Source organism: Salinispirillum marinum (assembly GCF_042650105.1).
Lineage (GTDB): Bacteria > Pseudomonadota > Gammaproteobacteria > Pseudomonadales > Natronospirillaceae > Salinispirillum > Salinispirillum marinum.
Genome location: NZ_JBHSAL010000002.1, coordinates 75,223 through 91,815, shown reverse-complemented (window position 1 = coordinate 91,815; position 16,593 = coordinate 75,223). Strand labels below are relative to the sequence as shown.

The following is a 16,593-nucleotide window of genomic DNA, read 5'->3' as shown; positions in this document are numbered from 1 at the left end:
TGGCTGCCGTGGCACTTTATCGGCTTAAGCAGTCTGTCGCGAAATATGTGTGTCGAAGGACGCCGTGCAAGGATCGATGGCACCGAACGTGGGCCAGAAAAACCCTATCCCTCACCCGAAAATTGGGCGTAAGTATAATGGCGCGCGCAGCTATTTGCTACATCGGTTCCGGTCTATTTGCGCGCGAGTGAACCGATTAAGTTACAGGTTAGGCTACAAGCCTGAACATAGGTGCCTTCAGCACTTCGCCCTGTTAGAATGCCCGTCTTTTTTATGCACCTACTACAGCAGCCAAGAGATCACACTGTGCAGATTGACTTACCCACCGCACCTGGCGACCGCCGTCACTGGGGCAATCTACCCGCCAGTGCAGACGCATTGGTGTTGGCCCACATTATCGCTACCCATCCCGGGCAGGTCTTGGTGCTCGGCAGCGATGCGAGCGACCTGCAAAGATTACACAACGAAGTGCGGCTTTTCATGTCGCCGATCGCCGCGCAGCCCGCATGGTTCCCGGATTGGGAAATGCTGCCCTATGATAATTTTTCGCCGCATCAGGATATCATCTCGGATCGCATTGCCACACTCTATCGTCTATTAAACAATGCTTCACGCCCTTCTGTACCGCCCATTTTTACGCCCTTGGCCAGTGCCATGCACCGTTTGCCACCGAAGGTCTATATAGAAGGCAGTGCGTTTATGGTCGCCGTCGGAGACCGTTTGGACGTAGAAGCGCTGCGTCACCGACTGACCGGCGCAGGTTACCAAGCCGTCAGTACGGTCGCTGAACATGGGGAATTTACGCTCCGTGGCGGCTTGGTTGATTTATACCCTATGGGTGCCGATGCGCCCTTACGCGTTGAATTGTTTGACGATGAAGTAGAATCCATTCGGGTATTCGACCCGGACACCCAACGCACCTTGCGTCCTATCGAGCACTTTGAGTTGTTACCGGGGCGGGAATTCCCGACGGACGACGCAGGCATTGCGCATTTTCGCAGTGCGTTTCGGGAACATTTTGAGGTGGATACACGGCGCTGTGATCTCTATCAAGACATGTCGAATGGCCTGCTACCGGCGGGTATAGAATTCTATCTACCCTTGTTTTTTAACGAATTAAACACGCTGTTTGATTACTTGCCAGCCAACACCTTGATCGTGACCTGCGGTGACTTGACCAACGATACCTCGCACTTTCTGACCGATGTCGCGCAGCGCTATGAAAACCGGCGCCACGACACCACACGACCCGTGCTGGCGCCAGAACATATTTATTTACGTCAAGACGAGCTGTTTGGTCAGCTCAAGCAGTTTCCACATATTCGTTTATCGGCGCACGCCAGCGAAGGCGCCGGGCATCGCGCCTTTGACTTTGCGCTGCCGCACCGCTATCTCGTCGATCACCGCGCCACCTCGCCCATGCTCGCCGTGGAAGCCATGTTAATGGAAACCGAGGCACGCGTGCTGTTTTGCGCGGATTCACAAGGTCGCCGAGAGAGTCTGCTGGACTTACTCAGCACCATTCGCGTAACGCCTGCCCTATTTTCCCGTATTGACGACTTCCTGGCCGCCAAAGACCCGATTGGCATCGTCGTCGCGCCCCTAGCGAATGGGATTGAATGGCCAGCGAAACGGTTGCGCCTGATCAGTGAAAGCCAGCTGTTCGGCGACCAAACCGTTACCATGGCGCAGCGGCGGGCGCGGTCCGAAGCCCAGAATGCCGAACTGTTGATTCGAAACCTCACCGAACTGAAACCGCTGCAGCCCGTGGTGCACTTGGACCATGGCGTTGGCCGTTATCTTGGTTTGGAAACCCTTGAAGTCGATGGACAGGCCAACGAATTTTTGATGCTGGAGTACGCTGGGAACGCCAAGCTCTACGTCCCCGTGACCAGCCTGCACTTGATCAGTCGTTATTCGGGTGGCGAAGAAAGCAACGCACCGCTGCACAAGCTGGGCACCGACCGCTGGAGCGTGGCGAAGAAACGTGCGGCGGAAAAAGTGCGCGATGCGGCCGCCGAGTTGCTCGATATTTATGCCCGTCGGGAGGCACAAAAGGGCTTTGCCTTCCCCGCGCCCGGCGAAGATTATCGGCGTTTTGCTGCCAGTTTCCCGTTTGAAGAAACCGATGACCAAAGCATCGCCATCAATGCCGTGATGCAAGACATGATGCGCGCACAACCCATGGATAGGCTCGTTTGCGGCGATGTAGGCTTTGGCAAGACCGAAGTGGCGATGCGCGCCGCGTTTGTGGCCGCGCATGCAGGTAAGCAAGTGGCTGTGCTGGTGCCGACCACCCTGTTGGCCCAACAGCATTTCGACAGTTTTGTCGACCGCTTCGCCGACTGGCCGTTGCGCGTTGAAAGCCTCTCGCGTTTTCGCACCGGCAAAGAAACTGATGCGGTACTGGAAGGGCTGGCCAATGGGCGCGTGGACATTGTCATCGCCACCCACAAGCTGTTATCGAAAGATGTGAAGTTCAACGATCTTGGCCTGTTGATCATCGATGAAGAGCACCGTTTCGGTGTGCAACAAAAGGAACGGATTAAGGCCCTGCGCGCCAATGTCGACATTCTCGCCATGACCGCCACGCCGATTCCGCGCACGCTGAACATGGCCATGTCCAACATTCGCGACCTGTCCATCATTGCTACTCCGCCGGCCCGCCGCCTTTCGGTCAAGACCTTTGTCCGGGAACGTGATACCGCGCAAATTAAGGAAGCGATCTATCGTGAGCTACTGCGTGGTGGTCAGGTTTACTTCCTGCACAACGAAGTGAAAGACATTGATCGTATTGCAGAAGAAATTGCCGCGACCATTCCCGAGGCTCGGGTCACCGTCGGGCATGGTCAAATGCGTGAGCGTGACCTGGAACGCGTGATGTCGGATTTCTACCACAAACGCTATAACGTGCTGGTGTGTACCACCATCATAGAAACGGGCATCGACGTGCCTTCTGCCAATACCATCATCATTGATCGGGCGGATAAATTTGGCTTGGCACAATTGCACCAACTTCGTGGCCGGGTTGGTCGGTCACACCACCAAGCGTACGCTTATCTGATGACGCCGCCGTGGAAAAGCCTGACCGATGATGCCCAAAAGCGTCTGGAGGCCATTACCGAAGCACAAGATCTGGGGGCTGGTTTTATGCTGGCAACGCACGATCTGGAAATTCGCGGGGCAGGCGAACTGCTGGGCGAGGAACAAAGCGGGCATATTGAATCCATCGGCTTTACGCTGTACATGGAAATGCTCGATCAGGCCGTTAAAGCGATGAAATCCGGCAAGTCGCCGCACATCTCGCTCGATCAATCGCATCATGTGGAAGTGAATCTGAATATTCCGACGCTGATCCCGGAGGATTACATACCGGACGTGAACAGCCGCCTCATTCTTTATAAGCGCATCGCCAGTGCAGTGGATGATGCCGCACTGCGCGAATTGAAAGTTGAAATGATTGACCGTTTTGGCCTTTTGCCCGAACCTTTAAAAAATCTTTTCACCGTAACCGCCTTGCGGCACAGACTCGAAGACATGGGTATTGCTAAACTGTCCTTTGGATCGTCCGGTGGGCAAATAGAATTTGCTGCGCAAACCCGAGTGAACCCGATGACCCTTGTGCAACTGGTGCAGACCATGCCCGCCACCTATCGCATGAAACAGGGCGACAAGCTCAACGTTTTGCAGGCCTCGGACGGCGCCGCGCAACGTTTTGCCATCGTCGATGAGGTCTTAGACCGACTCAGCAAAGAGCTGCAACCATGACCTTGAAAACACAGCTATTAGGCACCAGTTTGCTGGCCGCACTCATTTCTTCACCCGTAGGTGCACAAACAGCGCCCACTGAAGACAACCCCAATGCCGGACGTTGGTATCAGGTAGAGATCATCGTGTTTACCCAACGAGCACCTGAGGGCGATAATGAATTATGGCCTACCTTTCCCAACCTTGATTACGGCCTCCCCGCAGCTCAATTGACGATGGCCGATGAGGGCGTGATGGCTTCAACGGAGCTCGCTAACGACACATCTAGTGGTCCGCTCCCGCCCAGCCAGCCAGCGGTCATTTGGCCCAAGATTGACTTAACCACCGGCCAGGAAGTGCCCTTTGTTGAACTACCGGAAACGTTGCTGACCTTAACGGAATCGGCACAAGCCATTGATGCGTCGGCCGGGCGACGCGTGTTGCTGCATACGGGTTGGAACATGCCAGTCTACGGCGAACAGGATAGAACGTCACTGCGCCTGCAAGGCGGGGAAAGATATGGCACCCACCCAGAACTGGATGGCTTTATCCATTTTCATATCGGCCGGTTCTTGCACGTTGAAACCGACCTTTATCACAGTCGTTATGTGCTGACCGACGAGCCACTGGGCGCATTTTTCAGCGAATCCACACCGGCCTTGAGGCCACAGTATTCAACGCACGAAAATTGGCAAGGTTTTACCGATTGGCAACCAACAATTGACAGCAACAACGCAGATCGTTTTACGTTACGTCGCCCAACCTACTATGTACCCGAAGAAAGCGTGCATCTCGCCGAGCGTCGCCGCATGCCAAGTAATGAAATTCATTACTTGGACAGCCCGCGTTTAGGACTGGTTATTCAGTTTACACCCTACACGCCGGTCGAAATTTTCACGCTGAATCCGGACATCACCGTACCCGGCCCCTAGAAAAACAAGGCCGGGTAGCCCGGCGCGACGTCAGTCTTGATGGAACAAACGAACCGCTTGCGCGATCACATCCCGCACATCGGTCATGCCCACATCCAATGCGGCCTGAATTTCCTTCAAGGTAATGACCGAACTGCTTTTACCGGCCGCCGGATTCACGACCAAGCCCAATGAGGCGTAATTGATTTGCAGCTCACGGGCCAAGGCCGCTTCTGGCATACCCGTCATACCGACGATGTCACAACCATCGCGTTCCATACGGGTGATTTCAGCGGCCGTTTCCAAGCGCGGGCCCTGGGTAATGCCGTAAACTGCTCCGTTAACGACTTTCTTGCCGGCATGGTGCGCCGCTTGGAGCAACAATTCACGCAGGCTTTCAGTATAGGGGAACGAGAAATCGACGTGTTTCACGGCCTCCATATCACCTTGGAAATAGGTGTGAATGCGCCCCCATGTGTAGTCAATGATTTGATCCGGCACGACCATCGCGCGGGTAGGCATTGCATCTATAGCAATACTGCCGACGGCATTGATGGAAATAATGTCGGTGACGTACAACTTTTGCAGTGCCCAAATGTTAGCGCGGTAGTTAACCTGATGCGGTGGAATACGGTGCGGATGTCCGTGGCGGGCCAAAAACAAGACGCGATACCCGGCCATTTCGCCTTCAAGGATCGGTGCAGAGGTACTGCCGTACGGCGTTTGGATATCGTGCGCGGTCAGCACCCGGAGTTGTTTCGGCTCGGTTAATCCCGTTCCACCAATGATCGCAATGGTTTTTGTCATCTGTGTTCTCCTGAACAGTCCTGGCTACTGAGCCATCTTAACTTGATTTCGACCCGCTTGTTTAGCACTGTAAAGTGCCTCGTCGGCGCGTTTGAGCAACGATTCTGCGTTATCACCCGACTGACGCAACGCACAACCTAAACTGATGGTGATGTGAACCGTTTTTGGCCCGCCGCCCTTACCCCGCCGGGATTTACCTTCACGAATGTTTTCCGGGCGGTCCAAGCGGCGCAACGCCAGAGGATAGGCTTCTACGCGCTGCCTAGCCTCCTCCAGCTTTTCTTTGATGGCATCAACGCGGTTATGATTAAACACCAAGGTAAATTCTTCGCCGCCATAACGGTACGCGGACACCCCCCGCAGTTCAGCCAAAATACTGCCCAGCAGACGCAGCACTTGGTCGCCGACCTCATGCCCCCAAGTATCGTTGAATTGTTTGAAATGGTCGACATCCAACATGCATACGGCAGAGCGCCGCCCTAAATGCTTTAAATGCCGTTCTAAGGCCCGACGCTGGGGCAACTGGGTCAGCTCATCGACGTAGGCCAAGCGCAGCATTTCATAGGCCAACGTTAACAACAACGTAAGACAAGCCGCCAACACAATCCAACCGGACGCATTCGGACGATCCAACATGACATAGAAAAGTAAGATCGCCAGCCAGACGCCAAACTGCCCCCACACGGCCGCCCGTGCGTAACGAAAGCTAACCAAGCCCAACCACAAAAAGAGCGATGCACTGAACCACCAGATTTGTCCCCAAGTAACATAACCCGTTGTTAACGGGCGCGCGAACAGGAAGTCAGGGATATTCAAGGCACCAAGCCATAGCGCTAAAGGCGCTTCAACCAACGCAATCGGTAAAAAGAAACAGGCAAACACCAGAAGGACGCCGGGAATGGATATCGCATGCGGTACCGGCAAAACCGTTAGCACCAACATAAGAAAGGTCACCAACAGCGGCAACACAAAAAACAGCGCGGCAACCGCGGGTTCCGACATGGGTTGCTGCAAGCCCAGCAAAGCTGCCCAATAATGCCCGGCCACCAATGCCAACCAGACCATCCAGTGCCACTGCCGCATTAACGCGGCGACGCCCGCTACCAAAAACAGAATAACAAAGGGCGTTTCAGGAAATGGTAAGGCCGTAAACAGGGCGTGCGTAGGCCACCCCCATTGCAGGGTAGCCAGCGCCAATACGGGCAAGAGAATAAAAACCGGCAATGCAACTCCTCTTTAATCGTTCACGCGCTTAAGGACGCGCCTGTACTTCTTGATACGCCCAGTCGAGCCATGGCAATAAGATTCGCAGGTCTTGCGCTTCTACAGTTGCGCCACACCAAATACGCAACCCCGGCGGCGCATCACGGTACATCTGAATATCATAGGCCACGTTTTCTTGTTCCAACAGTTTCACCATGCTTTTTATCTGCTCGGCAGCACTGTCCAAGATCAAACAAACCGACGTATTCGAGCGTACACGCGGATCGGTCGCTAAAAAATTGATCCAAGGTCGGATTGCCACAAATTCTTCTAAAACCGCCAAATTTGCCATTGAACGGTCGATTAAACCACGCAGGCCTCCAATGGATTGTGCCCAATTTAAGGCATCCAGATAATCCACCACGCACAACATGGACGGCGTATTGATCGTCGAGCCGCGGAACACGCCTTCCAGCAGTTTACCGCCTTCGGTTAACCTGAAAATCTTCGGCATAGGCCACGCTGGCGTATAGCTTTCCAATCGTTCAACGGCACGCGGCGATAAGATCAACACGCCGTGCGCGCCTTCCCCGCCCAATACCTTTTGCCAACTGTAGGTGACCACATCGAGCTTGTCCCAGGGCATGTCCATGGCAAACACGGCTGAAGTTGCGTCACAAATGGTTAATCCCGCGCGGTCATCAGCTATCCAATCACCATCCGGCACCTTTACCCCGGAGGTCGTGCCATTCCACGTGAACACCACATCATGGTCAAAATTGACGGTCGTCAAATCTGGCAAGGCACCATATTCTGCCGTAATAGCACGCACATTCGACAACTTGAGCTGCTGTTGAATGTCATTGATCCAACCAGCGCCAAAAGATTCCCACGCCAGAACATCCACCGGACGCGGCCCCAACAAGGACCACATGGCCATTTCCATCGCCCCGGTATCCGACGCGGGCACAATGCCCACACGGTAGCCTTCTGGCAACCCCAACAAGGCATGCGTTTTGTCGATGGCCTCGGCCAGAATGGATGCTCCCAGGGTGGAGCGGTGCGACCGCCCGAGACTGCGAGTATCAAGTTCAGATAGCGCATAACCTGGCCGTTTACTGCATGGGCCTGAGGAAAAGTTGGGATTCTGGGGACGAACACTGGGTTTCATCATGTCCTCGTTAGGTGTCAATTGCGTGAACCCGATATACCGGCTTAACGGTTTCACGCATACGGGAAAGCGGATGGTCTCCCCGCCAGGACTCGAACCTGGATTTAACCCTTAGGAGGGGCTCGTTCTGTCCAGTTGAACTACGGGGAGACGTGCAAGGCTGCGAATTCTAGTCGGTATTTTTCGCACATACAAATAGAATACCCCGCGCGATGCGACTACTATAGGCCACCCGAATTTTCACAGCGCCGCTGGCGCGAGGATACCAACCCATGACCGATTTACTCGACGCAATGACCGATGCCCTGGATGACTTGGCCGGGGACGACACACTTGACGGTATTTGTGTCCATGGTGCGCTGACGGCATGGGCCATCAGCGGTGGACAGGCCTTACCCGACAACTTTGCAGAACACGTTTTCGGTGAAGACTTAAGTACCGTGCCCACTGAGGCCTTGCATGCACTGAGTGCGCAATGGCGCGCCATGCTGAACCATATTCATGCGGCCTTGTACGACGACACCGACCTGGAGTTGCCGTTCGACATCACCCTGGACTGGGAAGATTCCGAACAACAGGCATGGGCCATCGGTTTTATGGAAATTGTGTTCTCGCATGAGCAAGCTTTTGCCGACGCCGATGAAGATGAACTGGCCGAGCTCTTACTGCCGATTCAGGTGGCTTCTGGCTTGTTCACAGAGGAGAAAGAATTCGCCGACCTGTATGAAGACGACGACTTGTTGATCAGCTTTCTGAATCAAGTGCCCGAAGTGCTGGTTGACCTGTACCTGCTGTTCAACTCGCCTGAAAAGTAACAGGTGACCAGAAACCTATAGGTATCCGGTACCTAAAAACATCAAAGGCGATAAGCTGGCTAGGCAGAAATGGCCGAAAAAGCGCAGTTTACTGAAGGTAAATATTCGCTTCGCTCACCCTTCGGGCCGACCCATGGTCGTTCTGGCAAGCCAGTGAGCATCTTGCGGCCATTTTTAACACCCCCAGCTTGAGAAAAAGAGGTTTTACGCCCCGCCGCCCATGCAGTTGGGGGACAGGGGCACCTTCCCCTCCCACTCCTGCGGCGCATACGCATGTATCGCCAACGCATGCACCGGCCCTGCCAGTTCCTGTTGTAACGCGGCATAGACCATCTGGTGGCGGCGCACCGGTGTTTGGCCGTGCAAGGCGTCTGCAACAATGGTCACTTTGAAGTGCGTTTCTGAATTTGCTGGCACGTTATGCTTATGACTCTCGTTTTCCACGGTCAGATGCTGGGGATGCAAAGCGTCTTGCAACTTTTCAATAATGCGGTCTTGTACGGACATACTCACTGCCTCAGCGGCCCTGCAATTGCTGCCGGCGCGCCATTTCATGGGTTTGAATGTAAGTTTCTTGCAGCATTTTGGCATCGTGTCCGGCACGGTGCCGACGGCCATCATGGCCTTTGAATAAGGTATCTCGTGTGCTGTCCCACAACACCAGTTGTTCTTCAGACAGAATACGGGTGATGGTGTCGAGCTGAAACGCCTGTCGCCATCCGGCATAGTAAAACAATAAGGATAACCAACTGCTGTCGACACCCCAACCGTCAGAGTATACCGTTTGCCCTTCCAGCAGGATGTTGAGTCGTTCAGCGACTTCCCGTGGCGTGGCCCCATGGGCGTGCAAATACTCTTGACTGATCCCATGCAGGGCTTCCGCATCCTGACTCCAATGGGTCCAGTCCGGGTGCGGTTTGATTAAGAAACTGGACACACTGCCGTCCGGGAGCGCTACACCCACCTCAATCGGATAACTGCCTTTGCCAAAGCCCGATGCTTCTATGTCCAATATGGCGGGTACACGCAACGCCCACTACTCCTCAACATCGATTAATCAGCAAGTATTCGCGTTGAAGGCGTTGAGATCAAGTCTAGAGTGCTTCAATGTGCCGCAAAAATTGTGGTTTGGTCACTTCACCTTGAATGGTTAGGGCATTTAACCATTGCCCTGACGGTGTAAAAAACAACACCGCTGGTGGGCCAAACAGACCGTATTCATCGAGCAGTGCCTGTTGGTCACGCGTATTGTCGGTGACATCAATCTGCACCCACCGGTAGCCGGACAGCAACCCCTGCACATCTTCTTGGGTGAAAATGGTGCGTTTCATCACTTTACATGACACACACCAGTCGGCGTAAAAATCGAGCATAACCGGCTGGTTACTGTTTGCCGCGTCACGCAACTGAGTGCGCAACTCGGCGACATCCTGTACGCGATAAAAGGGGTTTTGTTGTTCTTGGACGGCTTCCGTACCGCCCGCCATTAAGGTTCGAGCCACCGGCCGCAAGGGATCGGTTGCACCGCCTAAAGCCCCCCAAAGCGCAGCGACACCATAGACCAGAATAACCACACCTAAAAATTGACGAACGGGATGTACGGGGGCACGCAACGCCGCGAAGACACCCAAACTGATGGCATAGCCCAGTGCCAAAAAGCCCCATAACGCCAAGGTCAAGACGGGCGATATCCACCGGCTAAGCAGCCAAACCGACACACCCAATAACAATACGCCAAAAAAATTCTTAACTTGATTCATCCACGGCCCGGTACGTGGCAGAAATTTAGCACCACCCACTGCCACCAGAATTAAGGGCACGCCCATACCCAAGCCTAGGGCCAGCAAGGCAAAAAACCCCAGCGCCATATCGCCCGTGGCTGAAATGTATATGAGTGCACCGGCCAAAGGCGCGCTCACGCAGGGTGACACCACGAGAGCCGACAAACTGCCGACGGCGGCCACACTGGCCAAGTGGCCACGTTGAATTCGATTTTGCACGCCTTGAATGGCCGTCGCTATCCCGGCGGGCAATTGCATATTGAACAGGCCGAACATCGCTAACGCCAGCAACGCAAACAGCGCGGCAAACAAGGTAACGACCCACGGCGTTTGCATTGCCGCCTGCACATTGCCTGCTGCCCCCAGTGAGGCGACCAATAATCCAGCCAATGCATAGGTCAGCGCCATCGCGATTACATAGGTCACAGCAATGACTGCCGCTCGAGGCGTGCTGGGCCGCTGTTCACCCATCACCAAGGCCGACATAATGGGTAGCATGGGCAACACACAGGGGGTGAACGTCAACCCAAGCCCAAGCAGAAAGAATAAACCGATGGCCAACACAACCGATCCTTCGGACAGCCAGGTCGCCAAGCCACTGCCGGTTAAATCGGTCGGCAGCGCAGCAGCGGAGGTTTGGGGACGCTCCGGCAACGGATTCACAGTACCAGACGGATCAAAGGTGACCGTTCGGGTTTGTGGCGGGTAACATAACCCGGCTTCGGCGCAGCCTTGATAACGCACAGAAAAGGTCACCGGGCCGGACGACTCGACGGGCAAACGAAGGGTCAAGTAGTCGTAATAGACCAATAAGGTTTCATCAAAAAATTCATCGTATTTTTCGACGACATGGTTGGGCATCTTGGGCGTACCGAGCGTTGCCTCTTGCCCTTCATCCAAGGTGATTTGCGTCGCTTCTTGGTACATGTAGTGGCCGGGTTCAATCAACCAATCCACGACCAATTCGCCGGGCTCCGAATAGTGTGACAGCCGCAAGGCTTCATCGACCGGCAAAAATTGATGGGTTTGCGCCCACGCCCCGGAGAGAGCACTGAAATAAACCAGCAAAAACGCTAAAAATCTCACAATTGACCTCTGGACTGGAAAACGCTGCCTTTCTCGATTGCTGCAATGCTGGCATGACACGCTTTTTAAGGCGAGCATTCTAGCCTAAAATCGTGAACTGGGTCTTAAAGAGGCTTTGTAAATCTGCTGTCAGCGCATACTCTATGGCTCTGGCACCTCACTGGCTGGTAGGAACCCTGTCGATATTATGAGCATGAAAAACCTGAATCCTTTGCGGACCCTGTTACAAGGCGTCGCCGGACAACAAACCACGCTGCCCTACCAAGCGGTGATTAAAGCACTGCAATTGCCGACCCCGGCGATGCGCACCTTAACGCAAGGCTTGGAAATACTGGCATGGGAAGATGCCGTTAATCAACGCCCACTGGTATCTGCCGTGGTGGTGCAAAAAGGCAAGCCCTATCCTCGCCCCGGCTTTTTCGGTACGGCCTATGCCCTGTCGTTGTATGATGGCCCGGATGAAGGTGCCGAAGCGGAAATGTGGCATCAAGACCAGCTAGAAAAAGTGTGGTCTTACTATTCGACCCCGGCTTAGAGAACGTTAGCGCACGCCTAACCGTGAGCTTTGCGATGTTTTCGCGTAGCATGGTCAACATAACGATAACAACGCATGTCGACGATCATGAACAAACAGACGTTTTTGCGTCGCCCATTAAGCGACAGCTATCATCATCTACCCCGCGTCCTATTGGTAACGCTCGCGTTATCGGTGGTCTTGTTGGTGCTTACTAACCGTTGGCTAACCGAAATTCAGGTTGCGCAGACATCCGAGCAAGCCTTACAACGCATGGGGGCTTTTAAGACGTCGTTAGAAGCCACCATTGAACGACATACGTATCTGCCTCGTATTCTCGCCAGTGACCCGCGCATCGTGAATGCGCTAACAACAGATACTGCCTTCGCGCCGGGAGATGCCCGCACCGTGGGCACTTCGCGACTACTGCAAGCGTTTAATCGTGAAGCCCAATCGGACGAAGTATTTTTAATGGATGAAGCCGGCATGACCTATTGGTCGAGCAATTACGATACCGTGAACAGTTTTGTGGGCAGCAATTACGCGTTCCGACCTTATTTCATTTCCGCCATGCGGGGTGAACAAGGGTTTTATTTTGCCGTGGGCGCAACCTCCGGGGAACCGGGCTTGTTTCTCACTGCACCGGTGCGCAGTGACGCGGGGGTAACGCTCGGCGTCGTAGTGGTAAAAATTGACCTGCGGCCCTTGGAGCGCAGTTGGGCGAATTCCGGCGACCCGGTTTGGGTTACCGATCAAGAAGGCATTATTTTTCTGTCATCTTCGCCGCAGTGGCATTATATGGCAACCCGCGCCCTAACCGATGATCATTTGGAGCTGTTGGCCAACACACGGCAATATGGCAGTGCCTCGGTGAAGGAATTGCGTCGGGTCGATGAGTGGACCAGTGAACACTGGCGCGCCTTTGATGTGGGTGAGGATGCGTTAAAAATGGCCTTTGCGGGCGCCATTGAGCAGTACCCTTGGACCATGTATATCCACATGTCCATGGCCGATATCCGCCAACAGGTACGTTTAAAACAGGCCCTCTTGTTGCTCGTCGTGTTCGTTGCTGCGGGCATTTTGCTTTACTCGCGCGAACGCCATCGCCGCCATGAAGCGCAGCGCGCCCTTCAGCAGGCCAATGAAGTTTTGGAACACAGAGTGGAAGAACGCACGCGAGATCTAAAAGAAGCGCAACTGGCCCTGGCGCAAAACCAAAAGCTGGCTGCCTTAGGCCGCATGTCGTCGGCCATTGCCCATGAAATCAATCAGCCAATCACCGCCTTGCGTAATTACACCGCCAGCAGCCAATTGTTATTGGCTCGCAATGCGTTTGATGTGGTGCAACGAAACTTGCAAAAGATGGAAGGCTTAACCGACCGGCTTTCAGCGCTCTCTCGGCAGTTGCGTGTGTTCTCTGGCAAGCGCAACAGCGGCAGTTCCCTCGTATCCTTGCACGCTCCCGTGCACTATGCGCTGGATGTTTTGCAGTCCCGGCTCGAAGAGGGCGGCATTGACTGTCAACTGGCATTGGGCGACGACCAGCATGTACAGGCCAATGCCATGATGTTGGAGCAAATCCTGGTGAACTTGTTGAGCAACGCCATCGATGCGGTAAAAGATCAACCCGAAGGCCGGATCGACATTGCCCTGTTCCGCTCACCGGAAGGTCACAGCACGCTATCTATTCAAGATAATGGCACCGGTATGGATACGGAAATTCAGGCGAAAGTCTTCGAGCCTTTCTACACCACAAAATCGGTCGGCGACGGCATGGGGCTGGGGCTCGCCATCAGCTACAGCTTGGCCCACGACATGGGCGCTGAATTAACCCTGTCGAGTGCCCCGGGACAAGGCGCCTGTTTCACGCTGATGTTTAAATCTTCGGCAGTGTCCGCCACGGATGCCTCAGAGCACGACTCATCTTCTACAGGCCATGCCGCATGAACAGCACGTTACACACCATTATCATTGACGATGATCCGCACGCCCTCGAGTCGCTGGAACAATGGCTGTTTTTGGCGGACATTCAGGTACAGGCATTCACTAATGCACGGGATGCCTTGGCAGTGATCAATGCCGACTTTCCGGGTGTCGTAATCAGTGATATCCGTATGCCCGGCATGGACGGTATGGATCTACTGCGCACGGTCGACAAGCGTATACCGGTGATTCTAATTACCGGTCACGGCGGTATCGCACAGGCCGTAGAAGCCATGAAACTCGGCGCCTATGACTTCATTGAAAAGCCATACAAGCCCGACCGATTGGTGGACATGGTGCACCGTGCCTGTGAACAACGACGGGTTTCGCTGGCCTTAGCACCGCAACAGCCCAATGCCGATGGTGATGCCCTGGCCAATGTCTTAATCGGCCAGTCCGACGCCATGCAACATTTACGACAACAAATTCACTCGCTGGCGCGCGTTAATGCAGATGTGATCGTCTTCGGTGAGACCGGCACCGGAAAAGAAAAAGTGGCGCGCAGCCTGCACGACTTAAGCATTCGTCGCGACCATCCGTTCGTGGCCATCAACGTTGCCGCCGTGCCGGAAAATCTGCTCGAAAGCGAACTCTTCGGACATGAAGCAGGGTCCTTTACCGGGGCGGTAAAAAGCCAGGCAGGCATTTTGGAATCCGCCAACAAAGGTACGCTGTTTCTGGATGAAATTGAAAGTATGCCCATGTCGTTCCAGATAAAGTTGCTGCGTGTATTGCAGGAACGGGAAGTTACGCGCGTTGGCTCACGCAAGTCGACTCCCCTGAACGTCCGCATTATTTCAGCAACAAAAGAAGATCTCCGGAAAGCGGCTACCGCGGGGCACTTCCGTGAAGACCTATACTACCGCCTAATGGTCGCCGACATTCATTTGCCGCCGTTGCGGGAGCGTCCGGGCGATATTCCTTTGTTATTCGGCCATTTTATGCGCGAAGCCGGTACCGCCAACGACTTACCGGTGCCCGACTTGAGCTATGAAGATCTGGTTGCGCTGGAACTTCATGACTGGCCGGGCAATGTGCGCGAACTAAGACATACCGCTGAACGCTACTTATTGACCCACAGCTTTAATGACATTTCTGTACAAGAGCTGCTGCAACTGGGCTCAACCAACCGTTTGGCACCGAGCAGTGAAGAAGGTTCATTGAGTGCCCGCTTGGAGCAAGTAGAGAAAGCCCTCCTGAGTGCGGAATTAGCGCATCACAAGGGCTCTATCAAAGAAGTGATGGAAGTACTGGACTTGCCACGCCGCACGCTCAATCAAAAAATGCAGAAGTACGGCTTACGACGCGAAGACTTTGTATAGCGAGTAATGCCATCCATGAATGAGCAATTTTTTGCTTATTGGCACATCGTAAATAAGCCATTTTTTGCCTACTTTTTCTTCCTATACGCCGTGCAGGCCCGAAATACCCGACTATACTCATTGGCATAGCCTTTGCTATGTACACTGTGGAGGCGGATGACTTGTGCAGGTCAACCGTCCAAGCTTACAAAAACAACAACAATCTTATGGAGACATCCTATGCGCAAATTAAGCGTAGCTCTGTGTGCAGCTCTGGCCATCGGCGTATCGACCGCCCAGGCTCAAACAACCCTGTCCATCGCAACAGGCGGAACTGGCGGCGTTTACTACCCTATCGGTGGTGGCTTCGCTGAATTGATTGATCAACACATCTCCGGCTATACCGGGGCGGTTGAGGTCACCGGTGCATCCGTCGAGAACATGGGCTTAATTCACCGTGAAGACTCGGATATCGCTATTGCATTAGCCGATACCGTGTATCAAGCGTACAACGGCACGGGTCGTTTTGATGGTCGCCCCCTCGATGTATTGGCCATCGCTTCAATCTACCCCAATGCCGTGCAAATCGTTACCTTGGCTGACTCTGGCATATCTTCACTCGAAGACTTGCGTGGCAAACGCGTTTCTGTAGGCGCCCCCGGTAGTGGTACTGAAGTCAATGCACGTGCTCTTTTGGAATCAAACGGCCTGACCTTTGATGACATTACAGCGCAGCGTTTGAATTTCAACGAAACCGCTGATGCCTTGCGTGATGGTGATATTGATGCTGGCTTCTGGAGCGTTGGACCACCAACCAGCTCCATTTTGAGTTTGGCAACGCAACGTGATATCCGTTTGGTCAGCTTAACGACGTCACAAATTCGTAATGCCCAAGGTGTAGAGCCAGTGTTTGCGCCCTACGTACTGAGAGCTGGTTTGTATGAAGGCGTTACCCGACCAACGCAATCGGTTGGTATTCCGAACGTAATGGTGGTTAACCCTGCCATGTCGGATGACCTGGTATATGAACTGACGAAACTGTTGTTCGAAGAAGTCGAGTATCTGCGCTCTATTCACCCAGCCGCTAACGATACCACGGTAGACTTCAGCCTGACGTCAACCCCGATCCCAATGCACCCTGGCGCATTGCGGTACTACGAAGAAATTGGTGCCATCATCCCAGATCGCTTACGCGAGTGATGACACCTGAGCCGACCCTAGGGTCGGCTCTCTGCCCTACCCTTCTTCGCACTATGACCCTTGTGTATTGGGAA

General features: G+C 54.0%; 13 protein-coding genes and 1 tRNA gene. 7 read left to right on the top strand and 7 right to left on the bottom strand.

Going from position 1 to position 16,593, the window contains the following annotated elements; all coding sequences use genetic code 11:
* Positions 1–258: 258 nt before the first annotated feature.
* Together mfd and ACFOSD_RS07560 are read left to right on the top strand one after the other, a co-directional pair.
* Positions 259–3,768, top strand: a complete 3,510-nt coding sequence (mfd, locus tag ACFOSD_RS07565; protein ID WP_449329093.1) for a transcription-repair coupling factor — start codon at positions 259–261, stop codon at positions 3,766–3,768.
* Complete coding sequence (locus tag ACFOSD_RS07560; protein ID WP_380695131.1) at positions 3,765–4,679, top strand: CsiV family protein; 915 nt, start codon at positions 3,765–3,767, stop codon at positions 4,677–4,679. The genes mfd and ACFOSD_RS07560 overlap by 4 nt, the downstream gene beginning before the upstream one ends.
* 30 nt (positions 4,680–4,709) lie before the next feature.
* Here the strand turns inward: ACFOSD_RS07560 and ACFOSD_RS07555 are convergent, their stop codons facing one another.
* From ACFOSD_RS07555 to ACFOSD_RS07540, 4 genes are all read right to left on the bottom strand, one after another.
* A complete protein-coding gene (locus tag ACFOSD_RS07555) occupies positions 4,710–5,465 on the bottom strand; it encodes an S-methyl-5'-thioinosine phosphorylase (protein WP_380695129.1) in 756 nt (251 codons plus the stop codon).
* Positions 5,466–5,489: 24 nt separating this feature from the next.
* A complete protein-coding gene (locus tag ACFOSD_RS07550) occupies positions 5,490–6,689 on the bottom strand; it encodes a GGDEF domain-containing protein (RefSeq protein WP_380695127.1) in 1,200 nt (399 codons plus the stop codon).
* Positions 6,690–6,717: 28 nt separating this feature from the next.
* Complete coding sequence (locus ACFOSD_RS07545) at positions 6,718–7,842, bottom strand: phosphoserine transaminase (protein ID WP_380695125.1); 1,125 nt, start codon at positions 7,840–7,842, stop codon at positions 6,718–6,720.
* Positions 7,843–7,913: 71 nt separating this feature from the next.
* Positions 7,914–7,989, bottom strand: a tRNA-Arg gene (locus ACFOSD_RS07540).
* Between the two features lie 122 nt (positions 7,990–8,111).
* Here ACFOSD_RS07540 and ACFOSD_RS07535 point away from each other — a divergent pair.
* Complete coding sequence (locus tag ACFOSD_RS07535; RefSeq protein ID WP_380695123.1) at positions 8,112–8,654, top strand: YecA/YgfB family protein; 543 nt, start codon at positions 8,112–8,114, stop codon at positions 8,652–8,654.
* A 204-nt stretch (positions 8,655–8,858) separates the two neighbouring features.
* Here the strand turns inward: ACFOSD_RS07535 and ACFOSD_RS07530 are convergent, their stop codons facing one another.
* From ACFOSD_RS07530 to dsbD, 3 genes are all read right to left on the bottom strand, one after another.
* Positions 8,859–9,161: a BolA family protein gene (locus tag ACFOSD_RS07530; RefSeq protein ID WP_380695121.1), complete on the bottom strand. Its 303-nt coding sequence runs from the start codon at positions 9,159–9,161 to the stop codon at positions 8,859–8,861.
* Between the two features lie 10 nt (positions 9,162–9,171).
* The gene (locus ACFOSD_RS07525) at positions 9,172–9,684 is read right to left on the bottom strand and encodes a 3'-5' exonuclease (RefSeq protein WP_380695120.1); all 513 of its coding nucleotides are present in this window, start codon (positions 9,682–9,684) and stop codon (positions 9,172–9,174) included.
* Between the two features lie 64 nt (positions 9,685–9,748).
* Positions 9,749–11,521 (bottom strand): protein-disulfide reductase DsbD, encoded by a 1,773-nt coding sequence (dsbD, locus tag ACFOSD_RS07520; RefSeq protein WP_380695118.1) that lies wholly within the window; start codon positions 11,519–11,521, stop codon positions 9,749–9,751.
* A 187-nt stretch (positions 11,522–11,708) separates the two neighbouring features.
* On the opposite strand from dsbD, the gene ACFOSD_RS07515 reads away from it, so the two are divergent.
* The 4 genes from ACFOSD_RS07515 to ACFOSD_RS07500 all read left to right on the top strand — a co-directional run bounded on the left by ACFOSD_RS07515 (position 11,709) and on the right by ACFOSD_RS07500 (position 16,519).
* Positions 11,709–12,056, top strand: a complete 348-nt coding sequence (locus ACFOSD_RS07515) for a hypothetical protein (protein WP_380695116.1) — start codon at positions 11,709–11,711, stop codon at positions 12,054–12,056.
* 75 nt (positions 12,057–12,131) lie between these two features.
* Positions 12,132–13,982 carry a sensor histidine kinase gene (locus ACFOSD_RS07510; protein WP_380695114.1) on the top strand — a complete coding sequence of 617 codons (1,851 nt, stop codon included), beginning with the start codon at positions 12,132–12,134 and terminating at the stop codon, positions 13,980–13,982.
* Positions 13,979–15,340: a sigma-54-dependent transcriptional regulator gene (locus tag ACFOSD_RS07505; protein WP_380695112.1), complete on the top strand. Its 1,362-nt coding sequence runs from the start codon at positions 13,979–13,981 to the stop codon at positions 15,338–15,340. Before ACFOSD_RS07510 ends, ACFOSD_RS07505 begins: the two co-directional genes overlap by 4 nt.
* 219 nt (positions 15,341–15,559) lie before the next feature.
* Entirely contained in the window at positions 15,560–16,519 is a 960-nt protein-coding gene (locus tag ACFOSD_RS07500) for a TAXI family TRAP transporter solute-binding subunit (RefSeq protein WP_380695110.1), read from the top strand.
* Positions 16,520–16,593 lie beyond the last annotated feature (74 nt).